This window comes from Aeromonas sp. s8, assembly GCF_040907785.1.
Lineage (GTDB): Bacteria > Pseudomonadota > Gammaproteobacteria > Enterobacterales > Aeromonadaceae > Aeromonas > Aeromonas veronii.
On the sequence record NZ_JBFOCL010000016.1, the window covers coordinates 60,786 to 84,804 of the forward strand.

The following is a 24,019-nucleotide window of genomic DNA, read 5'->3' on the forward strand; positions in this document are numbered from 1 at the left end:
CATGGGAGTGAGGGGCCAAAATGGCCCCCTATTCTAAACTTGATTTCGCGTGAAACCTAGCAACTATGCCGGTTGACCGCGCCGGGCACCGAATAGCCGTCTGCGGCCCAGATCCACGCCGCCAGTCCCTTGCTGCACCGGCAAGGAGAGCAGCATCTTGAGGGTGCTGCTCACCAGCGCCCGCCCCTGCTCGGCACCGAGATGGGGATCGAGCGGCGACATCAGGGAGCAAGCCAGCAGCTGTCCCGTCTCGGGCAATTCACCCACCATAAAGGTCATGTTGCCGCAGGGGAGCTGCAGGGCGAGCCGATCGCTGCTGCTGCGAACCGGCCAAAGCTGATCCGGCCCTGGCAGCACCACCACGCTCAACATCCAGGGGGTGAGCACGCAGCCGAGCCACTGTCCTTCAAACAGCACGCACTCCGCCACAATGGGCATGGTGGCGTGATAGAAGGGCAACGCCTGCATCTCTTCGCGAGCGATCCGCTCGTACTGGGCTATCAGCAGAGGCGCGGGATTGCTGGCAAAACCGGCAAACTCCTGCGCTGTCTCCGGTACTATCTCCAGCACTCTCTCAGCCTCGCTTAAATGGGACTGCGCCATAAACCCTCCCGCGCTTGTTCAGCTTTCTCCTGCTCAGAGAGTGCAATGGCGGGCGCGCCAACGGCGGCCAGCAGGGTCAAAATCCGATCCGTCGCCTCCCCCATGGCAGCCGCCACCACGGGGGTGAGGCCGATGCGCGGTTCGAGGGATGCGGGCTCGACCCCGATCAAGGTGAGTCGCTTGGGCGACTCCCCCGTCATGTGCAGCGCCGAGAGCACGTCCGCCAGCCCCAGTTGATGGGGGGAGATCTTGCGGCCAAACAGGGTCGGGATCTCCTCATCCTTCAGGGTCACGACTGTGCCCGGCGGATTACCGCTGCGCACCGCATCAACCAGAATGATGTGATCGCGACTGGCCATCGCTTCGAGCAACTCCATGCCGGCGGTACCGCCGTCGAGCAGCTCGATGCCGGGGGCGAAACGGTATTCGCGCCCCAGCCCCTCGACGATGCGAACCCCCACCGCCTCATCGCTCAAGAGCAGGTTGCCGACGCCCAGGATCAGGATGTTCATCACAACACCTTCACCTGAGTTGTTTCGCCATTCTGGGTATCCACCACATGCACCGCACAGGACATGCAGGGATCGAACGAGTGGATGGTGCGCACCACTTCCAGCGGTTTGGCGGGATCCGCCACCGGGGTGCCCACTAGTGCCTGCTCGTATGGGCCGGGTTCGTCGTTGAAGTTGCGCGGGCCCGAGTTCCAGGTCGATGGCACCACCGCCTGATAGTTCTCGATCTTGCCGCCCTTGATGACGATCCAGTGGGAGAGCATGCCGCGCGGCGCCTCTTCAAAGCCTACCCCGCGAAACTCTTTATCCGCCGGGATCTCGGCCTTGATGTAGGCGGTGGTGTCCCCCTTGCCGATGTTGTCCACCAGCGCCTTCCACTGGTGCGCCAGGGTGTCTTTGAGCACGCAGCAGCGCACCGCGCGACCGATAATGCGACCCATGGTGGAGTGCAGCTGTTCAGTCTTGATGGCAGAGCCGGTGAGCGCCTTGTAGATGCCGTTCAGCTGATCGAAATGCGCCACCGTCTCCGGGTGCTTGGCGGCGAGCTTGACCAAGAGGTCTGCAAGCGGCCCCACCTCCACCACCTTGCCGTAGAAGGTGGGGGATTTGACCCAGGAGTATTTGCCATCATCCAGCCAGCCGGTGTAGTTCGGCTCGGTCTTGCCCTCCCACGGCTTGAGGGGGGCGTCATCCTTGTACCAGGCGTGCTTGTTGCTCTCGGCGATGCCATCCATCAGCCAGCCATCCTGATGGCTCTCGATGGGGCGATAACCCGTCAGATTGCCATTCTCGATATAGCCGCCCGGCATCAGGAAGCTGCCGCCGTTGGCATCGGTGGGCAGTTCCGGCACGCTCAGGTAGTGTTTGGCCCCCTGCCCCAGACTCAGCCACTCGGGATAGTGGGCGGCTATGATGGCGGCATCTACCTTGTAGACCTGCTCGATAAACTCGCCGAGCCGGTCGATAAAGCTCTTCACATAGAGCAGCCGCTCGAGGTTGAGCACGCTTGGTGCATCCAGATTGATGGGGTTGGCCACGCCGCCCACCGCCAGATTCTGGATGTGCGGGCTCTTGCCACCGAGGATGGCGACAATGCGGTTGGCATCGCGCTGGCACTCCAGCGCCTGCAGGTAGTGGGCCACGGCGATGAGGTTCACCTCCGGGCTCAGCTTCATCTCCTTGTGACCCCAGTAACCGTTGGCAAAGATGCCGAGCTGGCCGCTCGCCACCAGCGCGCGGATCTTGTCCTGCACCTTGGTCAGTTCATCGGCACTGTTGAGGGACCAGGTCGATACCCCCTTGAGCATGTCTGCCGCTTTTTGCGGATTGGCCTCAAGGGCCGCGGTGATATCCACCCAGTCCAGCGCGGAGAGCTGGTAGAAGTGGACGATGTGATCGTGGATGTTGTGGGCCGCGATGATAAGGTTGCGGATAAACTGGGCGTTGACCGGCACCTTGGCTCCGATGGCGTTCTCCACCGCACGTACCGAGGCGATGGCGTGAATGGAGGTACATACCCCGCAGATGCGCTGCACAATCATCCAGGCATCGCGCGGGTCGTTGCCCTTGACGATCTCCTCCATCCCGCGCCACATGGTGCCGGACGACCAGGCTTTGGTCACTTTTCCGCCTTCGATTTCGCAGTCGATACGCAGGTGCCCCTCAATGCGGGTGATGGGGTCTATGGTGATACGTTGGCTCATACGTTGGCTTTCCCTCGGGCCTGATAATCTTGGTGAACACGTTCAAGTGATGGCAGTACCGGCAAGAGCCGGATCAACAGCAAATAGGCACACACCTCGATGGCAACAAAGCCCAGAGAGATCAGCACCTCCTCCGCGGAGGGGAAGTAGTGGTAGCCATTGCCGGGGTTGAAGGCGAGCAAGGAGTAATCCAGTCGCCAGAGGGCGGCGCCCAGCAGCATGCTGAGGGCCCCCAGGAACAACATGCGCGAATCCCGGCGGCTCTTGTCCCAGTGGAACACCAGCAGCGGGAAGATCATCAGCGCAATCTCGCTCCAGAACATGATGGAGAAGCGATTGAACTCGGAGAGATACTCCGACTTGTCGTGGATGACGATCTCGGCAAAGCGCAGCGCCACAAACAGGATCAGGAAGATGTCGATCACCTGGGTCAGCTTGTAGAAGAGCGACTTCTCGTTGGGGCCCCGCCCCGCCAGTCCCGCCTGCACCAAAGAGCCCTCAAATACCACGATGGAGAAGCCCATAATAAATGCGGTCAGAAGCGAAAAGACCGGCAGCAACTCGTAGCTTTGCCAGAGCGGATGGATCTTCTCCCCCGCGACGATCATCAACGAGCCCATCGAGGACTGGTGCATGGTGGGCAGCAGAGCCCCCAGCGCCAGCACGAAGAACATGATCTTGTTGAGGCGAATGAGTGACGCCTTCCAGCCGAACTTCTCCAGCAGCACGGGCGCAAACTCCAGCGCCATCACCCCGATATAGATGGTCATGCAGACCGCCGTCTCGAACAGCACCGAGGAGGTGTTGAAGTGACCGGGCAGGTAGAAGTACGGAAGGTTCCAGTAACGGCCCACGTCGATGGTGATGGAGAGACCACCGAGCGAGTAGCCGAACAGGCTCGCCAACAGGGCCGGTCGCACCAGCGGGTGATACTCGCCCCGGTTGAACACATAGACAGCCCAGGCCAGTGCCCAGCCGCCGCAGGCGAAACCGGTGCCGATCAAGAGATCGAACGAGATCCAGAGTCCCCAGGGGTAGCCGCCATTCAGATCGGTGACCGAGCCCAGCCCGAAGACGAGGCGTTTTAAAATCAACATGCCGCACAGCACGGCAAAGGGGGCCAGCACCAGCACAGGCCAGCTGACCAGCTTGCCGCCGAGGGGATACGCCTTGTGATTACTCATGATCCTTGCCTCCCTTTGTGGTGCCCTGATCCTTGATCTGCGTACTCCCCTGATCATGGCCATCATCATGATGGTGATCGTGACCATTCTTGGTGTTGCGGCGAATGAGCACCGAAAGGCCGGTCAGCACCACCATGGGCAGCACCATCCCCTTGTAGAGGGTGTGCTGGATATGCTCGGAGCGGGCACCGGAGGAGAGCTCCGGCAAGTCGGGCATGTCGAGCTTGGTATAGGGCACCCCGGCCAGCACCAGCACCTGGGTGCCGCCCCCCTCCTTCTCGCCATAGACGTATGGCTGGTAGTTGGGCACTTCGTGCAGGTAGGGGTCGTTGGCAGAGAGGGTCTGGCGCGGATAGGCATATTCGCTGCCCGGAGTCGCCAGCAGACGACGCTTGGCCTCGGCCATCAGCTCCTCCCGGGTGCCGAAGATCACGGCGCCGGTGGGGCACACCTCGACACACCCAGGCAACTTGCCCTGATCGATCCGCTCAAGCCCCTTCTGGTTGCAGAGCTCGCACTTGTGGATCGCCCCCAGCGGATTGTCGTAGTCATATTTGGGCACATCGAACGGGCAGCCCACCATGCAGTAGCGACAGCCGGTGCAGACGCTCGGGTCGTAGTGAACGATGCCGGTCTTGGGATCTTTTTTAAGAGCCTGCACCGGACAGACAGAGACGCAGTTGGGATCGACACAGTGCATGCACTGCTTCTTGATGTAGGCGTAGCCATCCACCAGCTGATCCTTGTGCTCGCCAGTGCCGCTCTTCCACACCTGAATAATGTTGTTGGTGTAGGGGGTCAGCTTGTCGTTGTTGGACCAGGTTTGCGCCCCGGCTGGATTGGCCGGGTTGCCGTTGAGGCGCTGACACTCCGCCACACAGGCCTGACAGCCGACGCAGAGGGTAGAGTCGTAGAGCATGCCGAGCGCGCCGGGAATGGGCGGCTTGTTCTTGGCCGCCGCCAGTGCGGTGCCGGGTACGGCTGTGCCCGCCGCCAGCGCACCGACGGAGGCAAATTTGAGGAAGTTGCGTCTGTTCACGGTTACTCCTCCCGTGATGGGTGCTGCCCGGCTTCGTGGCGTTTCTGCTGACGACCGAGTTCACGCACCGTCATCAGACTCACCCCCACCAGCACCCCGAGGGCGCCACCGATAAGGCCGGTCGCGGTGGGCGAGGTATAGCCCCCCTCCTGAATTTTCACATCGGGTTTATCCACCCGCGGGGTCGGGTTCTCGACCTTGGCGAGCTGGAAGATCCCCTTGCTAAAACCCACCCCCTGCTCGTTGCAGCCATAACAGGGGTGACCGATGCCGACCGGCCAGATGCCGCCGCCCACATCGCAGAACTCCAGAGTCGAGCAGTTGCCGTAGGTCTCCGGCCCTTTGCAGCCAAGATGGTAGAGACACCAACCCTGACGGTGACCCTCATCACCAAACTCCTTGGCAAAACGCCCTGCATCGAAGTGCGGACGACGCTCGCAGTTCTCGTGGATCAGCCGCTCATAGGCAAACAGCGGACGCTTCTTGCTATCCAGTGCCGGCAGCTTGCCGTAGGTGATGTAGTAGGCAACCGTGGTGAGGAAGTTGTGGGGATTTGGCGGGCAGCCCGGGATATTGATGATGGGAGTACCGATATTGCCGAGGGCCTCTTCCAGGCTGACCGCGCCGGTCGGGTTGCCGCCGCTGGCAGGCACTCCGCCCCAGGCGGCACAGGAGCCGATGGCAATCACCGCAGCCGCGTCGGCGGCAGCACGGCGAATATGGTCGACAATAGGCTCACCGGCCACCATGCAGTAGACGCCGCCATCCTTGAGCGGAATGGAGCCATCCACCACCAGCACATATTTGCCTTTATAACGCTTGATGGCGTTGTGCTTGTTCTCTTCAGCCTGATGACCAAAGGCCGCCGAGAGCACCTCGTGGTACTCCAGCGAAATGGTGTTGAGGATCAGGTTCTCGATGGTGGGGTGCGTGGCGCGCAGCAGCGATTCGGTACAACCGGTGCACTCCTGCGCCCCAATCCAGATCACCGGCGGCCGTTCGGGGCTGGTGAGCGCAGTGGCCATCTTGGCGACGGCATGCTGACTTAATCCCAGGGTTGCGGCCATCCCGGCACACAATTTCATAAAATCACGGCGATTAATCCCATGAGCCGATAAAAAATTATCCTCGACCATTCTACTTATTCCCGTAGTGAGCACTTGTTTGATAAATGCTTAATAGCGGAAATGCTAAGGACTCACCCACCCTGCAGTATTGATCTCTATCAATTTCGACCGGCTTACCCCTATTTTCATAGCGAGCCACATCACAAATGAAATTAATTACCCCCTAAGGGATATTTAGCAACACCGTAAATTTTATGAACTTAATTGGATATTAAATAATTAATCACCGCATATCCTCTCTTTCACTGTGAGCCAAATTAACATGATTGAAATCTTGGCTATACCGCTCATTTCACAATACTGATACCCACCAATAAATGATCCATTGAATATATCTTTACCCATCTCATTGCATATTCCATACAGTCATCCACGGGACAACATCCTGACTTGCCTCCCCATACCAGAACTGTCTCACGGCCCGCTACCACCGGTAGCAAGCACGGCCTGCATGGCACGATTTACCTGCATGTCGTTTGGTTTCAGTTTGCACTGGACGGCGATAATTGCTTCTGCTAACCCACACAGCACAACCCCGCTTGGCCTCCCTGCCGTTTAACACCGCTTAGTGAAAAGATGCCGCCGAGGTATGCATATCAGTATGACCTCCCCCACTCTTTATTGTCTTGTATGCTGGTGAGTAAAATATCGCGATCACGGATATGTTTACGCATCATCGTGAATCTGCATTCAAATTAATGGTAAGAGAAAAGGCAAGGTGGGAGGCTGCCTGCAACATAGTGTACATATTTAACTCGCGATGCATTCGCTCATCCGGTTACAGATGTTACCGACCACCTTCACACTATTTACCTTCACGTCACCCCGCTTAATTAACCAGAGCGTAAATATCCATTCCCATCGATATAGATGATAATTATTCTTGTTCAATGGCCCCCCCAAAAAATGAGTTGGGATGACGATAAACATGACAAACGATAAGCGTGTTAATCATCAGCCGAGCAGTGGCTCCAGCCACTACCTTGCCTGATCGAACTCGAACTCGTTGACAGCCCAGCTCAGCTCGTGAAATGCAGCCCGAAGCGGCCCAGTTGCAGAGAGAAGCCTCCCCCTGACTGCCTCTGATAACCACGCCATGGAGCCTTGTTTCTGGCTGGCCCTACGGACACTTGCCAAGTGCGGGAATTGAACAAAAACCGAGAAAAATCAAGATAGATAGCCAATTAAAATGACATAATTGACTATAGTTCAATCGAACGTTTGAAAAACGTGACCACTTCACATGGGCCCAGCGCAATGACCACTGAACGGGAACAGTTGATCCGCTCACTGTTTGATGAGTACATCGAGCTGTATTCATCACGGGATGATCGGCTCACCACGCGGTTTAGCGACAATTTCAGCGGTTTTGCCGGCAGCAGTGATGTTCTGGTTACCGATAGGGATGAGTGGATCCGGATAACCCGCCGCGATTTTGCCCAGATCCCGGGCAGGATCCGCCTGGAAATACTCGATGTGACCCTGCAAGATCTGGCCGCTGATGTGGTGGCGGTCACCGCCTTCTTTCATATCCATCTACCGAAATCAGAACCTATCCTCTCCCGCAGAACCGCCAGGTTGGTATTGATTTTTCGACACGAAGCCATGGCGTGGAAAATTGCTCACAGCAGTATCTCCATCCCTTACAGTGCGGCTCGGGAAAGCGAAATTTACCCGATGACCAGTCTGGAGGAGCGCCAACATGAGCTGGAGCTCATTATCGAGCTCAGAACCAAGGAGCTGGCGGAAGCGAACCGGAAACTGGAAGCGCTCAGCAATACCGACGGGCTCACCAACATCGGCAACCGTCGTCTGTTCGACAACTCATTGAACCAGGCCTGGGAGCACTGTATTCAGACAGAGATGCCGATTGCGCTCATCATGCTCGACATCGATCATTTCAAGCAGTTCAACGACCTCTATGGCCACGTTGCCGGTGACGAGTGCCTTCGATTGCTGGCCCATACCCTGGCGCAATCCGGGCGCCGCTCGGGGGAGTTGGTGGCCCGCTACGGCGGAGAGGAATTTGTCATCCTGTTGCCACATGTCGAGCGTCAATCCGCCTATGAAATTGCCCAACATATCCAACGGCTGATTTTTGCACTCGCGCAGCCACACGCACAAAATGCCACCGGTCTGTTGACAGTTAGCATGGGTGTTGCCTGCCTCAGACCATCGAGTCACTGGCAGCCGTCTGAACTGGTAAAACTGGCTGATGCCGCGCTCTACACCGCCAAATCATCCGGCCGTAACTGCATCAGACTGGCAGAGTCACCCAGCCTCCCGCAACCAGTCTGCCCATAAGTCCCTCATGCGTGACCATCCTCCCCGTGGGGAACCACTGCGCGCTAACCATGCACGGCAAGGCTCAACGCATCCCATCGCAACATACCTTCCCACTGATCCAGTGTGCTTTGATAGGTATCTGCCGCGTTGTAATGGACCATGGCATGCAGGCGGGCATGATGGCCAAGTCGCTTGACCACGTCGGGCATGGCATTGAGGCTGGCCAGCACCCGCGCCAGATCGCCGGGATCGTTTGGCTGATATTTGCGGCAATTCACGTCATCGATGAGGTGTCGATCCCACCAGGCGCCATCGGCCGGGATCACTACGCATAATCCTGCCGCCATGGCCTCCAGAATGGAGAGACCAAACGGCTCCTGGTGACTGGTGGAGACAAAAATGCCGCATTGAGATCGGATCTCGTCAAGATTGGCGGGGTTGGCATACCAATAGGTGTCTGGCAGTTGTGGCTGGGGCTGGCTGCAGGGTTGCAGCGTGCCCTTGGGCTGCAGATAGCACACCATCAGCTCGGGGCGAGCGTCAGGGATCAGTTGATGGGCGGCCAGCATGGTCTCCAGCCCCTTCCAGCGCAGCAACGAGGCCGCCCACAAAATACGAGGCCCCCCCAGAGTCGCTTTGGGCCAATCAATCTCGCTCAAGCCGTTGGTAAATGGCTGCCAGTGTGACGGGAACTCGGTCTCGCCAAGCCGGGCCAGCAATGCCGCCAGGGAGCTGCGTGTCGATTCCAGATAAAAGACAAAACTCGCCCGCTGCAGGGCTCTGGCAGAGAGCCCCGAGCACCCCACAGGGCCATGGATCAGCTGAACCACCCGGCACCGCAACCAGCGGGCAGCCCAGTAACAGCAGAGATCCACCCCCGGCCCTGACGCCGCCACCAGGCACTTCACCTCCCCCAAACGCAACATCAGCCAGAGGATGAGCAGGGTCTGCCACCCCTGTTTGAGCAGATAACCGATGCCGGACTCCCGCCCCTTCAATATGTGGGGCAGCCAAAGGGGATGATGCTGACAACGGGACCAGGAGTCGGGATCCTGGGTCAGCACATGGCATATGAGCCCGGGCATCCGTTTGGCCAACTCATCGAGCAGCACTTCGGTCGCAACCTTGGAGCCACCGCGAAACGGGATGGGATCCACAACGATGACCTTTCCGAACACCGGCTCAGTTTGCATGCTCATCTTGCTGCTCCCTTACTCTGACACCTTGCGGCGGCCAAACCCCAGTTGCACTTTTTGCGCCACTCTTGCCATCCCACTCGCCAGCATATTGCGCCCTCTGGCAAGGAGGCGTTGCCCCGCCCAATGCATGAGTGGTCGGAAGGGTGTGGGGGCCGTGGCGTGCCAACGACCAGCCAGCGCGGCGTCCCACACCGCCGTGACCCCGTCGACATAGCGCGCCACCGTGAACAGCTGTGCGGCACGCAACTGAGCGGCCCGCCCCATTTCACATCGGCGCTGCGGATTGCTCAATTGCCGCCAGTGATCAGCCATCTCGGCCCAATCCCCCGGGGTTGCCAGCAAGCCGGTCACCCCCTCCTCCACCACTTCGGGGATGCCGCCCACCCGATAGGCACTGACGGGGAGCCCCAACATGCCCGCCTCCGCCAACGTCAGACCAAACACCTCCTCACGGGCTCCGGAGACCAGCAGATCCACCCCGCCCCGCAAGATAGCCGCGCTGTCCGGCCGCTCGCCGAGAAAGTGGACCCGCTCGGCCACCCCGAGCTCGACAGCCAACGCCATCAATGCTTCCCGCTCCGGGCCGCTGCCAATGATCAGCAACTGGGCTTCCTCCCCCGATGCCATCAGGGCAGCCAGCGAGCGGATCAGCAGATCAATCCCCTTGCGTTTGATCAATGAGCCGACGGTTGCGATGATCATATCCCCCGGTGGCAAGCCCAGCATGCCGAAGACCGGCCAGTGAGCACCGCCATTCAGGCGAGCGGCATCCACCCCGTTGGATACCCGGATCAACCGATCGGCCGCGCAGCCATCCTGGCGCCAACCGGTCAACACCGGCTCGCTCACCCCGATCAGCACGCTTGCCTGATGAACCCGCAGGCTGAATCTGTCTCTTGGCTGGTAACGGGCATGGAGGTGGCACACCAGCGGTACCTGCAACACTCGACAGACCCCCACCAGCCACTGACAAGGGGCCGCGCTGTTGGCATGCACCAGCCCAATCTGCCGCTCGGTGATGAGCTCTCTGGCTTGCCGGGAGAGGCGCCGATGGGCAGCAAGATCAAAGCGGGGCGCCTGCCATCCCAGCAGCAGGCTGAACGGCTCGACCATGGTTTCGACCCCGAGGGTGGCCGCCTCTGCCGCCAGCGTCGGGCTATTGCACCAGAGCAACGGCGTAAACCGGCTGCGATCGAGGTGGGCCAGCAGATCCAGCAGGCAGCGTTCGCTGCCGCGGATCCAGTCCTCTCCGTAGTGAACCAGCAAAACAGGGGTTGCGTTCATCCTCTTGCTCCCTTTGGTGGCACTGCCGGCAACCGGGTTGCCTCCTGATGCTCCTCAGCGGTGGCCTTCACCTCTGTGGCCGCCTGCTGCACGTACTTGATGGCGGCGACGGCCAGCGCCAACTCCAGATAGATGGGCCAGGTAAAGCCCTGGGTCAGGAAGGATCCCGAAATCACAAACCCCACCATGCTGGCCATCACCCCCTGCATTGCCGTGATCACTGCAGGAGGCATGCCAGCAAGCTGGCAACGCCAGCAACTGCGCAGGGCCACCGTCACCATGCCGATAAACAGCGCCAACCCGACAAAGCCGGTTTCAGCCAGCACCCCGAACCAGGTGGAGTGCACCGCATGATTAAGCCCATCCCAATGGGGGCTGTAGAAGAAGTAGTTGTAATAGAAATTGGACAAGCCCACCCCCACCAACGGATGGCCCAGCGCCATGCCCCAGGCCGCTTGCCAGGCGTAGATCCGCCCCATGGCCGAGGCATCGACCCCACTCTCGGCGGCGCCGCCAGATGCCCGGTCGCTGATCCCGGCAGCGGCAAAGAGCACTACCAGCGCGACCATCCCCATCGAGATCAACAGGGTTTTCGACTTCACTCGCTGCCAGGCAAACAGGCCGCTGACCGCACACACGCCAAGCAAGCCGCCGCGGCTCTGGGTGGCGATAATGGCGGCGGCGGTCAGCGCAAAGCCAAGCCCACCCAGTAAACGCCCCCCCACCCCATTGCCCTGATTGAGCAGCAAGCTCAGCGAAAAACCAGCAGGAAAGAGCAGCACCAGCGCCAGATCGTTGGGATCCCCCAGCACAGAGCCCAGCTCGCGCCCTATGGTCACCCGGGTCCCCTCCACCAGCCCGATCCCGCTCGCCTTGTTGTAGAGGGCCACCAGCGCCACCAGACAGCCCGCTACCACGAAGGTACGCACCGCCAGCGCAAAATCCCCCGGGGTGCGTACCAGCCAGGCGGTGGCCAGGGTCATCAGATAGATCTTGCTGTAGCTGCCGGTCCAGGTGGCGATCGCCTCACCCCGGTTGCTGGCAAACAGCACACCGATGGAGACCATCACAAAGAAGGCCGTCAGCCAGCTCAGGGCTGGACTCCAGTAGGGCTTGATCCGGCCGGTCAGCAAAATGTGCCAGACCAGCGCGCCGATGGCGGCCAGCGAGAAGAGCAGCGGGATCTTGAGGGGATAGAGCTGGGGGAACACCTCATGCAGCCGAAAGAAGGAGAAGGTGACAAACCCCAGCACCATCAAGAAGGGCCAGCGCAGGGCAAACCAGATGGCGGGAATGGCAAGACCGAGCACCGGTAGCAGCAAGGGATGGGGCAGCCGCCACCAGAGCAGGGCCAGCACCAGACAGATGGCGCTTGCCCAGATGGCTGGCGTTAGACGAGCCATGATCCTGCCCACCATTGGCCGAGCCAGACCATCGCCAGCGCCCCAAGCGAACTGGCCCAGAGGGTGGAAAGGCGATACGGCAGCGGCAGCAACCGCTGGCTCACCAGATAAAAGGCCAGCGCCCGTACCAGATAGACCAGCAGCAGAGTCCAGATCACCCCGGCAACCCCGAAGGGGGGGATGGCGAGCAGAAAGCCTGCGACCCCAAGGGCGCTGCAGCCCAGATTGATCACCATCTGGGCATTGCTCTTCTCGCCGCTAAAGCAGCCGACATTGAGCAAGTCCGAAACATTGCGCACCGCCATACCCAGCACCAGCAGCGGAATATAGGCAATCGCCCCGTGATAGCTCTCCGGGGTCAGCCAGCGAATGAGCAAGGGGGCAGTGAGCCCGACAATCCCCGCGGTGACAAACCCCAGTACCGACCCCATCACGCTGTAGTGAGCATTGAGTCGCAGTCCATCCGGTTCGCGCAGCAGCATGAAACGGCGGGGATACCACCAGAGGGCAAAGGGTTGCAGCAGAAGTCCCACTGCCAGCGCCAGCTTGCCCGCCACCGCGTAGTAGGCGAGCAGCGCCTCACCCACCACATCGGCCAGCAACCAGCGATCCAGTCCGCTCAGGGCAAAACCTGCCAGCCCGCTCACCACCAGGGGCAATCCATAGCGCAGCAGCGGCCGATAGTGCTGCCAGTCAAAGCGGATCCCGCTATCTCGCCACTGCCAGAGGCTCAGCAGCAGCGCCAGAGCGATGCAGGTCAGGGTGCCGGAGGCTAACACCCCGCTTACTCCCCAACCGAGCCAGAGCCACCAGCCGGTCAGCACCGACTGGATCACCGCCTTGCCTGCAGTCGCCACGAAAAAGAGCCGCGCCTGATTGCGCATCCGCAGCCATGCCAGCGGCACGCCGATCACCCCTTCAAACGGCAGGGCGCAGAGCACCCAGCGCACATCCGCAAGGCGGGTTTCAACCGGCAACCAGGCTTGCACCACAGGTGCCAAGAGCCAGAGCAGCACCAGACTGGCCAGGGCGATCAACCAGACCAGACCAAACATGCGGGCCACCACCTGCTGGCGCTCCTGCTCATCTTTCGCCAATCCGGCAAAGCGGTAGAGGGCATCCACCAGCCCGAAGCCCAAAATAAGGGAACCCAGATTGATGAGGGTCAGCAGCACCTCCAGCTGGCCGTATTCACGAGGCAGCAGCTGATGGGTCAACACCGGCAGCATCAGCAGGGAGATCCCCTTCATCAGGAGCAAGCCGCCGGCGTAATAGAGCATGGCAATCTGGTTCACACCAAGTTTCATAGGGCCTCCCAGCCACCCGAAGCATCCTGCTCCGGGTCAGCTACCGCTAATGCAAAGCCCACGCCACTCACTCCCGCCCTGAAGCGATAGCCCCTCTGTGCGGCTTAACCAGCCTGAACAAGCCCAGAATGAGACTGGCATTTGCGTTTTGCACAACGCTGGCTGCAAATTGCACCGACCGGTGCAATCTGCCCCACCTCTTAGCCCCATTTGGCCCGATCACGCTGGGGTCGTCCTGTTGGCCCGATCCCTGCTTTCTGCTTAGCGAGCAACGGACTGCACCAGAGGGAGAGGTCGCCATGAACACCATCAACCTGCACCGGATGAAAAGCTGGGCCAAACAGGGAGAGACGCCACTGGCCCGCCGGGTATGGCGTCTGGCCAAAAGTGCCCGCAACTGGTCATTCCCCGTGATCCCTCCCCTGCATCGGTTGCTTTATCGGCTGTATTTGCTGGGCAGCAACGCGCTGGCAACCCTGACCCGCACCCTTTGGTGGACCCCCTTGTTTCAATCTCGCCTCACGGCCCCCGCCCCGCGCCTCTATCTCTATGGCGGCATCCCCTATATCAGCGGTCCGGTCACCATCGAGATCGGTGCCGACTGCCGTCTCAGCGCCGCCATGACCATCAGCGGCCGGGCATCGAGCCAGACACCACGGCTGGTCATTGGCCGCAATGTCGGCATTGGCTGGCAGACCACCCTGGCGGTGGGCAGCAAGATAGTGCTGGGGGATAACGTCAGAATTGCAGGGCGCGCCTTTCTGGCGGGCTACCCGGGGCACCCGGTCAACGCCCACGACCGCGCTCTTGGTAAACCGGATCGCGATGAACAGGTGGGGGCCATTGTGCTGGAGCAGGATGTCTGGCTTGGCACCGGGGTGATGGTGATGGCCGGTGTCACCATAGGCGCCGGCACCATTGTCGCCGCAGGCAGCGTCGTCACCCGGGATCTGCCCGCAGGTGTGCTGGCAGCGGGTGTCCCGGCCACCGTACTGCGTCCCTTGCAGCCACAGGATCACAGCGACCCCGCACACGCTTCGGAGACCTTTGCATGAAACCACACTCACTGCCGCAACTGGTGGTACTGGGCGAGGATTGGGGCCAGCACCCCTCCAGCACCCAACACCTGATCAAGCGTCTGTTGCCCGATTATCAAGTGCTCTGGGTCAACTCCATCGGCATGCGCTGCCCCCGCTTTACCCTTCATGATCTCACCCGCATCGTCCGCAAACTGGGGGCGGTGCTGCGCGGCGCGCGCCATGCTGGCAGCCAGTCGGTTGCGCCATCAGAGGTCAGCAGTCCCCGGGTTCTGCCGCCGCTCGCCTTACCGCTGCCCGGCAGTCGGCTGGCGGGCAAGATCAATGGCCACTGGCTGGCGGCGCAGATCCGGCGCCAGTTGCCCGATCTGGATCGCCCCTTGCTCTGGATCTCCCTGCCCAGCGCCGTCGATCTGATTGGCAAGCTCGAAGAGCGGGCGGTGATCTACTACTGCGGCGATGACTTCTCGGCGCTGGCGGGGGTGGATCATCAAGCCATTGCCCACTGCGAAGCCCGACTGGTGGAAAAAGCGGATCTCATTCTGGCCGCCAGCCCCGCGTTGGCCAGCCGCTTTCCCCCCCATAAAACCCGGCTGCTCAGCCACGGTGTGGATCTCGAGCTGTTTATGCCCCCCAGAGAGCGTCCGGCAGATCTCCCCTCCGGCCGCCCCATTGCCGGATTTTACGGCAGCCTGAGCGACTGGATTGATATCCCCCTGCTGGCAGAGACGGCTGCCGCCCTGCCCCACTGGGATCTGGTGCTGATTGGCCCGGTCCAGACCGATATCTCCCCCCTCAAGGGGCTCCCCAATATCCATCTGCTGGGACCCCGTCCCCACCACACGCTGGCGGCCTATGCCCAGCACTGGCAGGTGAGTCTGCTGCCCTTTGTCGACAACGCCCAGATCCGTGCCTGCAATCCATTGAAATTGCGCGAGTATCTGGCCGCAGGGCGCCCCATCGTCAGCACCGATTTTCCGGCTCTCGATGGCTATCGGGATCAGATCCAGCTCCCCCACGATGGGGAGAGCCTGGCCCAGGCCATCAATCGGGCCGCCTTTGATCAATCCAATCCGGGCTGGTTTCAGGAGAGTGGCTGGGAGGGGCTGACCCGCAGCGAAGGGCGCCACACGCGCCAGCAGCAGGTGGCCCTGCAAAGCTGGGATCACAAGGCTGCCGAGCTGAACAACTGGTTGAAGGGGCTGGCCGGATGAGCAGAGGGCTTTGGCTGGTTATCCTGCTCTGCTGCCATGCAGCAATGGCCGCCACCCGGCTGGAGGGGCAGACCCCGCTGCCCCTGACAGGCAACCAGACACCCCAGCGGCTCGATCTGAGCACCCACAGCTGGCCAATAGGCAGCGATGTTGAACTGGTGATCGAGGGCCATAATCCCAGCGCTCGCCCGCAAACCCTGATCCTGCGTATCGACGATAACGCCTCGGTCAACTACCGCAGCCGGGTCAATCTGGAGCGGATTGTCGCACCCGGCCCCTTCACCCAGCGCTTTGCCTTGAGCGAGTGGCGCACCAGCCAGCCCAGAGCGCTGGCGCTGGACAAACTCACCAAGCTCTATCTCTTTATGGCCGATAACGCCCCCTCGCTGACCATTCACCGCTGGTACTGGGAGCCCGGTCTGACTCTGCCTGAGGGCACCATTGCGCTGGATCTGGGGGCGGCCGCCGCGCCCCGATTTACCGGCTTTGAAGCCCTGAGCCCGGGGGATCCCCGGCTGATTGGCCATCCCACCCCCATCTTGCGCCCCTCCGGCGATGCCCTTGTGCGCGATGGGCTGCGCAATCTCGACGGAGTGCGACTGGACCTGGCCAAAGGGCGCTACCAGCTCACCCTCTGGCTCGATGACCCCGGTGAATGGGAGTACCTGCCCCACCCCTTCGAGCGCAGCGTGCTGGTCAATGGCGAGCCCATCTGGGCCGAGCAGTGGCAACCGCAGGCATGGCTAACGCAGCGCTATCTGGCGGGACAATCCCGCGAGGCACTGCCAAATCCGGATCCCTGGCAACTGTTCGGGGCACGACAGGGGGGCCCCGTTCATGTCACCCTGAACCACCCAGGCGGCCCGCTCACTATCACATTGGTGGGCCACTCACCGGATGCCAAATACCTGGCAGGGCTGCTGCTTGCCCCCTATCCGGCCCCCACCAGCAAAGAGGCGCTCCCGAATAGTGGGAAAGATCTCGCCGTATTGGCCGACGCTACCGCAATCGTGCTGACCAAGCAGCGCCAGCTGTTTTTGGAAAAGTGGACTCTGGCCCCCTATTCCCCAACCCCAGCCCCAGCTTCGCAGCAACTGAGCCTCACGCCGATTACGGATGCCGCCCCAACCCTGCAGATCGCCCCGCTATCTGCGGCCGATGCGTTGCAGCAGGCTGCGCAACCGGTGCTGGCAGCCCGTGGCAGCCAGCTGTTGCTGGAGTTTGCCATCCACGCCGCCACCGACGATCCGGCCCCCTTGCTGGTGATCCAGCCCCCCGAGCAGGCAGGATCGCCGCTGGCGCTGACCCCCTATTACGGCAAGTGGCATCTGGTTCGCCCGCAGGCGAGTGGCACCCTGCTGGCCCCCTCGGATCAGGAGCTGGTCGAGGGGATCGCCGGGCTCACCCTGCTGGCAGACGTGCCCCGCCGTCTGGTGCTGCAAATGACCGTCCCCAGAGACGCCCCGGCGGGGCGCTATCTCGGCAATATTCAGCTGCTCAGCCAACAGCAACTGGTGCAGCTGCCACTGACTATCGAGGTGCTGCCGCTGACTCTGCCCGCGGCCAGCAAGCCGGTCGGCATCTATGTCGAAGCGCCCCCCTATCTCAACTGGCTGAGCCCCAACCCCGAGGCGTTAAAAGAGCAGATCGCCGCGGCCAGTCGCTGCGATCTGGCGCGGCTCGCCAAACTCGGGATCAGCGGCCTCTCGCCCGCCCTGCCACAGGATGAAGCGGGGATGCGGGAGGTCATGGGAGAGGCGGCCGGGCTCGGCTTTGTGCCGCCCCTGCTGGCCTATACCCCGCTCAAACGCTGGGGGGGAGACCCTGCCAACCAGCTTGATCAGTGGCAGGCGCGGCAACAGGCACTGACCGCCAGCGGCTTGCCCACGCTGGCATGGAGCCTGTTTGATGAGCCGGATCTCGCCACCCTGCCCGCCATCACCACCCTGGCGCGGGAGATGAAACGGCGGGATCCGGCGGTGATCCGTGCGGGCCACTTCAACCACCCGGGTCAGGTTGGTCTGTTGGCAGAGGTGGAGATTGCCCTGATCAACGCAGGTTTTGGCGCCGACAAGGCCGATGTGGCGCGGGTACGCCGGCACAAGGTCACCCCCTGGTTTTACAATCTGGGCACCCCGAGAGCCGCCGGGTTCTATCTGTGGCAAAGCGGCGCCGAGGGCTATTTGCAGTGGCATGGCCGCATGCCCACCGCCCTGCCTTATGACCCCACCGACGGGCGGGAGAGCGACTTTATGCTGCTCGGCCCGCAAGCCTGCGAGGCGCACCGCCTCTCTCACGATCTGTTACTGTTGCAGCAAGCCATCGAGGATCTGCGCTGGCTCGCCTGGCTGGAGCAGGAGGCCCGCTATCAGGTGGATGCCGCCCTACTGCTGGAGCGCCTGCGGGATCAGCTGCCGACCCGCTGGCAGGTGGCAGAGCAACTGCCCTCTGCCGCCTGGATCCAGTGGCGCCGCGAGATTGAACAACTGGCCAAGGGATTGAAAACATTGCAAACTGGTGCCAACTCATCCTCCTGAAGTGACTGCGTATGGCCAACCAGACTCCCCGCTCCACAGCCAAAGACAGCGCCCTGCGCCGCCTGTTGCCCCTGATGCTGCCGCTGCTGCTGCTCACCGGTTGCGCCCGTCAGGAGCCGGTCAATGAGACCCTGCCGATCCTCAACCAGTTGCGGGAACAGCAAATGGCCGAACAGCCCCAGCTGCAACTACAGTACCAGCAAGCGGAGACACAACTGCCAGCGGATCAGGAGCAGCAGTTGCATCAGTTTTTAGGACGCAAGGATCCGGCCCGGATTGCGCTGGTAAGCGGCCCCGGGCTGCAAACCGACATGCTGGAGAGTGCGCGGATAGCGAGCGTGCGGCTGACTGCCCTGACCCGCTTGCTGGGGTCTCGCGCCATTGAGCTGGAACCCCGCTATGACCCCATGCTGGCCCCTAATACCTTGCTGATCCGCATTCTGCCAAACGGTGAACCGGGGTCTGTCACCCCAGCGGCGGCGCAATAAGGCCGAGGCAGGTGGTCGGCAAGGCCACCCGATAGAGGGGATAAGGGGTCAGCCCCCACAATTTGCGCCAACCCTGGGTAAGACGGTACGAGAGCAGCGGCGGGCTCTGGTGCAACTCGCCTAAAAACATCACCCCCTGACTCATCCCTTCACTCGCCAGCGTCACTGACATCGCCTCCCGATCCGGCGCCACCAGCATGGCCTGCAGCAGGCCGTCACAGCGGGGATGGGCCAGCTGATAGCTGACATAGGTGCCGCCCAATACCGGCGTAGCCACCCGCAAGCGCCATCCCAACTGGACCAGCTCCATCAGCATGGGCTTGGCTCCCTCGTTAACGGCCCGGTTCTGATAACGCCAGCCCATGGCGGCAGCACTGAGCAGCGCCACCAGCAACAGCAGCAGATATCCCCTAGATAGATGCATCATGGCGCCCCCTTAGAAAGAGGATGGTCATCACCAACAACATGATGGCCCACTGGTAGAGCTGGGCCAGCGAGCCGGTATGCAGCCAGCCATACCAGCGCAGATCCAGGCTCATCAGCACCAGCCGCAGCTGATTGGCCCCGATATAGAGCAGGCAAACCAGCAGCAACATGGGCCACTGCCGGTAGAGTGGGCGCTCCGGCGCCAGCCAGCAGCAGGAGACCAGCCAGGAGAGCACCACCAGATAGAGTTGAGAAAACGAGGAGCACCCCTTAAGCACAATCAAGGCATGGCCCCCCAACCGCTCGATGCGATTGCCATCAAGACGAGTCTCCCAGCCAAGCATCTGCAACCACTGGCCCACCCCCCAGGCATCGAGCGCCAGCACAGGGCCGGAGAGCAGGGCAAACACCTGCTGCCCCCACAACACCGCCACGGTAAAGGCGAGCACAATCTGCAACACCGCCCGCTCATCGCCACTCTGATGACGGCGCCATAGCGAGGCCACCAGCAGCAGACAGGCCAGCGCCTTGCAACTGGCGCTGGGGATCAGGATCAGCAGGATAAAGAGGGCGAGCGCCAGTGGATGCGGGCGCCAGCTCGGTGCAACCCGCAATGCAATTTGCCACCAGATAGCAATCAGCAACACCACCAGCAGGTTGAAGTGGCCCATATTGAGCCACACCATGCCCCACTGATTGGCCAAACCAAGTAGCAGCCAGTTGGGTGCCCACTGCCAGGGACGGATCTCCATCGCAACTCCTGCCGGTTATCAGCGCTTTTGACCGCTGTCGCAAGTTCCATGCCTGCCCGACCTCACCCGGATCAAGCCAAGTCAGAGGATTCGCCAAAGCTGGCACGCTTTATTCATTCCCCCTGCTGGCACTAGCGCCAGGGAGAAGGAGTGAGCAATGAAACTCAAACCGTTGGCAGGGCTGCTGGGGATGTTGTTTGTAACCTCCCCCGCATACGCCTTGACCGAAGTCGATACCGAACTGCAACTGCTGATGGATGTGTCGGGCAGCGTCAGTTCATCGGAATTCAATTTGCAGTTACAGGGGTATGTGGACGCCTTTTACAGTCAGGAGGTACAAAGCGCCATCCTCGACACCAGCGGCGGTAAGCTGGGCTCCATCGCCGTGCAGATGATCATGTGGAGCGGCTCGACCCAGCAGAGCGTGATGACCGACTGGTTCCACCTCTACGACATGACCTCCATCAACAACTTCGCCGCCACCCTGGATGCCCTGGTACGCCCCTATGCGGGGATGACGGCCCCCGGTTCGGCCATGGCCTTTGGTGGCTTGCAATTTGATACCAACGACTTCACCGCCGCCCGCCAGGTGATGGATGTGTCGGGTGACGGGATCCAGAACGCAGGGCTGGATACCGCCACCGTGCGGGATCAACTGCTCGCCTCCGGCATCGATACCATCAACGGCATCACCATAGGTCAGGACTACGCCGATGGGGTGTTGCAAGAGTGGTATGTGGAGAACGTGGCGGGCGGTCAGGATGCATTTGTCATCAATGCCACCACCTTCGCCGACTTTGGCAATGCGCTGGAGCTCAAACTGGCGGCCGAAATTGAGGGGGGCATTATTCCGGAAGGTGCACTGGCCGCCCCCATCGAGGAGATCCCGCTGGCCGCCCAGCTGCTGCTCGGTATGCCACTACTACTGGCCTGGCGCTATCAGCGCCGTAACCAAGGACGCCTGCAGCAAGCCAACTGGCAACAAACGCCAGCCATCGGCTAGTGAATCACCCCGTGTGTTGCGATTAGGGAGCCATGGCTCCCTGATTTTTTTGTGGCGGCTATAGCATACAGTGTTCAAGATGGTTTCGTATTTGATCGATAGCTTATATTTTTTAATAAAGTTCGAACTACAGATAAAAACTTGCCAAATACCAAATTGGGAAGAGACTGAAAATCGGCCATTATTTTTGAAGTAGAAACATATTACCACATAGCTTAACGATTCAATGATACTAGAAACACCACATATGACCGTCCATTACAAGGAACTTGTTATAACGAAAGTTCACCAAACAAGTCGTTTACTTTATCTAATGACCCTATCAATGAGTTTTTAGGCATACCTCTCGCCGATAAATATTTCGCAATTATATCAAAACATGCATCTATGTCTTTCAAGTCTTCATCTGTAAAAGTTATCGTTGTAATTCCAAACTTTGAAAAATAATCATTTCTCTTATCCATCTCCTTTTTCCATTGCTCAGATAAATCTCTATTCATATCGACTTTTTTAACATCTCTAATTTTTGGAACTGACATATGGGTTGAAGCTGGACTTATTTCAAACCCCACTAACTCCATTGTATATGGATTTAATATTGTATAGTCCAATCTATATTTATGTTTGGACTCTTTTCCTGCATACCTTAGCTCAGGAATTAAAAAAGGCTCCTCATATGGCGCCAATGACTTCTTTAAATATTCAATATAGCGTTCTGCAATTGCTTTTTCATACAGAGAATTTGAAACTCGTTTTAGAACACTTCTATAAAATTGGATAAAATCGTCCGGTTTATTAAACTTAATCGGTTCTTTTGATTCGGGATCAATTAACCCAGTTTTCATAACATGCCGAATCGTCCAAAAATTAAAATCAGAACGTCTAATCTCAGACTTATCTATCGCCCAATCATCATTTCGCATTTCAGGTGAAATGAGTAGCCCCCAGACTAGGTTTCCGCCTCCAAACCATATAGACCACAATGATTCATCAGGCTTACTGCGTATTCTTTCTTTGAAGTTTCGATAGAAATTCCTAGCTAAGAATAAAAATAAGTACTCTCTAAGAATTGTATCTTGAAGTGCGTGCATCAGGAAATACTCTCTGTTCACTCCAAAGTTTACTCGAGGTTTTAATGTTTTTTCTTTCGCTCGTTGTTTTACCTTTTCAGTAAGTCCTTCTAGCCAACGAGATATAAAGTCATTAGGATCTAAAAAAACACTATTAACACTATCTACATAAGTATTATTATTTGAACCCATCATTGCATGGAACGAGTGGATAGAGTTTCTGCCCGTGATTTCTTCGAATCGCATAAGAGCTTTATCTTGCAGAGACTTCAAACGAGCAGTCATTGTAATTTCTTTACTTTCCAAATATTTTCTATCAATATTTACTACGTTCATAAATTCCTACTTATCTGTAACAGATATTACAAAAATATCAGTGACACATTCCATCCTAATTTATTCTAACAAACCTCACCATTATCAGTTTTCGCTGTCTGTTGTAATATATATCTTTAACTCGCCAAAATCCTTCCATCTTGCTGTCTCTCCAAAAACTCACTCTCAAACTGGTAGCCAAAGTCAACAATCGGGACGTACTTGCCATATTAGCGGCGAGTGTCTCCGCGAGCGTCCGAATACTCCTACCGGCTCAAGCGAAACTTTTTAGATACACGGCTAAACCGATACCTAATTGAACATATATTAAACCAAAGCTCTGACCACTTTTCACTTAGTGGCATATTGAGCTGCCTATGTTCATGCCTAATGCAGAGCAGAATCCTAAGATAGGGATCTTCAACAGGCTCTTCTATTACCTCACAAGCTTGATCATTAACTCGCTTCAAGGATAAGTATTCATTTTTTACTTTTTCTGGGGAAAGTAGCCTCATTTTCTCCCAGTTTTCAACGATTACTGGACTAAAAAGAGAAAGGTTCTCTGTAACATGATTAAGCAAGCGTTTAAACCGGCTGGAAAACTCTTCATCATCTAGATGGAAGACCGGCGATTGGTAGTTTAAAAACTCCTCAAATGAGCTGTTTTGTTTTTCTCTTTCAAATGTATGATATGCCTCCCTGACTTTTTCATTGAACTCTCGCCGTTCATCATCGGTTTCTAGTGAACTCGGGATATAGATATTAAAACCGTAGGTTTGTTCTAACCAATGAGCATTAGCATATTCATTTACCGCACGTTCTAAATCTTTATCTTCAGATGAAAATGGCTTCTCTATCGCATTTTTATAATGGAACAAGAGTAAATCAGATGCGTCATGGTACACCTTGTCATATGCACGCAGCCGTTCATTATTTTTATTTACTGTTGACTGCCTAACGGCGAAAAGAAAGCTAAGAGAAGAAACTGCTAAGCTTCCGAGAGATATGTATATTGCGATTTGCGAGTTCTCTGCCATAACTTCCTTAGTATATTTAACAGTAATTAGATGGAAGGCTACATTCATGTGTTAGTAACGCCTTTCATCTAACTCCGCCCGACCAAAAAATCATTTAAAAGTCAACTTTTAATAACCAGCGCCTGATTTATCAGTGTATTATCAACATTTTAAGCCAGCTCCACTTGTACCACTGGATAAAACCACAGTCAACAAACAGAAATAGAAAATGAAGCCTATATCCTCTTTTATTGGCTTGCCGCGATGTTTACTCCGCCATCCGTACAATATAAAAAAGGCCTTATCACAAGGCCTTTTCAGAAATATTGTCCCGTCCTGAATATGGTTTACACCTTTCCCCCCAATAAATGGAGAACCCGATGGGACAAGGTGTGAAACGGACACAGCGCGATTACTCGCTGACTTTTAAACTGGCGCTGGTCGAGCAGATTGAAAAAGGCGAGCTCACCTACAAACAGGCTCAGGTGCGTTATGGCATTCAGGGCCGCTCCAC

At 58.4% G+C, this 24,019-nt stretch carries 20 protein-coding genes and 1 pseudogene; 7 read left to right on the plus strand and 14 right to left on the minus strand.

Annotation, left to right across the window (positions count from 1 at the left end):
- Positions 1-63: 63 nt before the first annotated feature.
- From hybE to hybO, 6 genes are read right to left on the minus strand one after another with little or no spacing between them, the layout of a single operon-like run.
- Positions 64-603, minus strand: coding sequence for a hydrogenase-2 assembly chaperone (gene hybE, locus AB5Y86_RS05775; RefSeq protein WP_368192376.1), 540 nt, complete (start codon positions 601-603; stop codon positions 64-66).
- Positions 585-1,115: a HyaD/HybD family hydrogenase maturation endopeptidase gene (locus AB5Y86_RS05780; RefSeq protein ID WP_368192377.1), complete on the minus strand. Its 531-nt coding sequence runs from the start codon at positions 1,113-1,115 to the stop codon at positions 585-587. The genes hybE and AB5Y86_RS05780 overlap by 19 nt, the downstream gene beginning before the upstream one ends.
- Positions 1,115-2,818, minus strand: coding sequence for a hydrogenase 2 large subunit (hybC, locus tag AB5Y86_RS05785; protein ID WP_368192378.1), 1,704 nt, complete (start codon positions 2,816-2,818; stop codon positions 1,115-1,117). Before hybC ends, AB5Y86_RS05780 begins: the two co-directional genes overlap by 1 nt.
- Positions 2,815-4,002 (minus strand): Ni/Fe-hydrogenase cytochrome b subunit, encoded by a 1,188-nt coding sequence (gene hybB, locus AB5Y86_RS05790; RefSeq protein ID WP_021230238.1) that lies wholly within the window; start codon positions 4,000-4,002, stop codon positions 2,815-2,817. The genes hybC and hybB overlap by 4 nt, the downstream gene beginning before the upstream one ends.
- Positions 3,995-5,041, minus strand: a complete 1,047-nt coding sequence (hybA, locus tag AB5Y86_RS05795) for a hydrogenase 2 operon protein HybA (RefSeq protein WP_118853773.1) — start codon at positions 5,039-5,041, stop codon at positions 3,995-3,997. The genes hybB and hybA overlap by 8 nt, the downstream gene beginning before the upstream one ends.
- 2 nt (positions 5,042-5,043) lie before the next feature.
- The gene (gene hybO / locus AB5Y86_RS05800) at positions 5,044-6,177 is read right to left on the minus strand and encodes a hydrogenase 2 small subunit (protein WP_005345182.1); all 1,134 of its coding nucleotides are present in this window, start codon (positions 6,175-6,177) and stop codon (positions 5,044-5,046) included.
- Between the two features lie 1,248 nt (positions 6,178-7,425).
- Between hybO and AB5Y86_RS05805 the strand changes: the two genes are divergently transcribed.
- The gene (locus AB5Y86_RS05805; RefSeq protein WP_368192379.1) at positions 7,426-8,472 is read left to right on the plus strand and encodes a diguanylate cyclase; all 1,047 of its coding nucleotides are present in this window, start codon (positions 7,426-7,428) and stop codon (positions 8,470-8,472) included.
- Positions 8,473-8,516: 44 nt separating this feature from the next.
- Here AB5Y86_RS05805 and AB5Y86_RS05810 read toward each other — a convergent pair whose 3' ends face one another.
- From AB5Y86_RS05810 to AB5Y86_RS05825, 4 genes are read right to left on the minus strand one after another with little or no spacing between them, the layout of a single operon-like run.
- On the minus strand, positions 8,517-9,653 hold the full coding sequence (locus AB5Y86_RS05810; RefSeq protein ID WP_368192380.1) for a glycosyltransferase family 4 protein: 1,137 nt from the start codon (positions 9,651-9,653) through the stop codon (positions 8,517-8,519).
- Between the two features lie 12 nt (positions 9,654-9,665).
- Positions 9,666-10,937 (minus strand): glycosyltransferase family 4 protein, encoded by a 1,272-nt coding sequence (locus tag AB5Y86_RS05815; protein ID WP_368192381.1) that lies wholly within the window; start codon positions 10,935-10,937, stop codon positions 9,666-9,668.
- Positions 10,934-12,340, minus strand: a complete 1,407-nt coding sequence (locus AB5Y86_RS05820; RefSeq protein WP_368192382.1) for an O-antigen ligase family protein — start codon at positions 12,338-12,340, stop codon at positions 10,934-10,936. Before AB5Y86_RS05820 ends, AB5Y86_RS05815 begins: the two co-directional genes overlap by 4 nt.
- Positions 12,328-13,647, minus strand: a complete 1,320-nt coding sequence (locus tag AB5Y86_RS05825; protein WP_204483677.1) for a lipopolysaccharide biosynthesis protein — start codon at positions 13,645-13,647, stop codon at positions 12,328-12,330. The genes AB5Y86_RS05820 and AB5Y86_RS05825 overlap by 13 nt, the downstream gene beginning before the upstream one ends.
- A gap of 299 nt (positions 13,648-13,946) precedes the next feature.
- On the opposite strand from AB5Y86_RS05825, the gene AB5Y86_RS05830 reads away from it, so the two are divergent.
- The 4 genes from AB5Y86_RS05830 to AB5Y86_RS05845 are packed head-to-tail and all read left to right on the plus strand — an operon-like array spanning position 13,947 to position 18,923.
- Positions 13,947-14,702 carry an acyltransferase gene (locus AB5Y86_RS05830; RefSeq protein ID WP_368192383.1) on the plus strand — a complete coding sequence of 252 codons (756 nt, stop codon included), beginning with the start codon at positions 13,947-13,949 and terminating at the stop codon, positions 14,700-14,702.
- Positions 14,699-15,898, plus strand: a complete 1,200-nt coding sequence (locus AB5Y86_RS05835; RefSeq protein WP_368192384.1) for a glycosyltransferase — start codon at positions 14,699-14,701, stop codon at positions 15,896-15,898. Before AB5Y86_RS05830 ends, AB5Y86_RS05835 begins: the two co-directional genes overlap by 4 nt.
- Positions 15,895-18,435: a hypothetical protein gene (locus AB5Y86_RS05840; protein ID WP_368192385.1), complete on the plus strand. Its 2,541-nt coding sequence runs from the start codon at positions 15,895-15,897 to the stop codon at positions 18,433-18,435. The genes AB5Y86_RS05835 and AB5Y86_RS05840 overlap by 4 nt, the downstream gene beginning before the upstream one ends.
- 11 nt (positions 18,436-18,446) lie before the next feature.
- Positions 18,447-18,923 (plus strand): hypothetical protein, encoded by a 477-nt coding sequence (locus AB5Y86_RS05845; protein ID WP_368192386.1) that lies wholly within the window; start codon positions 18,447-18,449, stop codon positions 18,921-18,923.
- Here AB5Y86_RS05845 and AB5Y86_RS05850 read toward each other — a convergent pair.
- Entirely contained in the window at positions 18,901-19,347 is a 447-nt protein-coding gene (locus AB5Y86_RS05850; RefSeq protein ID WP_368192392.1) for a hypothetical protein, read from the minus strand. The two genes, AB5Y86_RS05845 and AB5Y86_RS05850, sit on opposite strands and share 23 nt — an antisense overlap.
- Positions 19,334-20,101: a hypothetical protein gene (locus AB5Y86_RS05855; protein WP_368192387.1), complete on the minus strand. Its 768-nt coding sequence runs from the start codon at positions 20,099-20,101 to the stop codon at positions 19,334-19,336. The genes AB5Y86_RS05850 and AB5Y86_RS05855 overlap by 14 nt, the downstream gene beginning before the upstream one ends.
- 157 nt (positions 20,102-20,258) lie before the next feature.
- On the opposite strand from AB5Y86_RS05855, the gene AB5Y86_RS05860 reads away from it, so the two are divergent.
- Entirely contained in the window at positions 20,259-21,104 is an 846-nt protein-coding gene (locus AB5Y86_RS05860; RefSeq protein WP_368192388.1) for a DUF1194 domain-containing protein, read from the plus strand.
- A gap of 272 nt (positions 21,105-21,376) precedes the next feature.
- On the opposite strand, the gene AB5Y86_RS05865 is transcribed toward AB5Y86_RS05860, so the two are convergent.
- Both AB5Y86_RS05865 and AB5Y86_RS05870 read right to left on the minus strand, forming a co-directional pair.
- Positions 21,377-22,510 carry a topoisomerase II gene (locus AB5Y86_RS05865; RefSeq protein ID WP_193859294.1) on the minus strand — a complete coding sequence of 378 codons (1,134 nt, stop codon included), beginning with the start codon at positions 22,508-22,510 and terminating at the stop codon, positions 21,377-21,379.
- A gap of 245 nt (positions 22,511-22,755) precedes the next feature.
- A complete protein-coding gene (locus tag AB5Y86_RS05870; RefSeq protein ID WP_128815127.1) occupies positions 22,756-23,574 on the minus strand; it encodes a hypothetical protein in 819 nt (272 codons plus the stop codon).
- Between the two features lie 311 nt (positions 23,575-23,885).
- Here AB5Y86_RS05870 and AB5Y86_RS05875 point away from each other — a divergent pair.
- Positions 23,886-24,019, plus strand: a pseudogene (locus tag AB5Y86_RS05875) (IS3 family transposase); the annotation flags it as partial.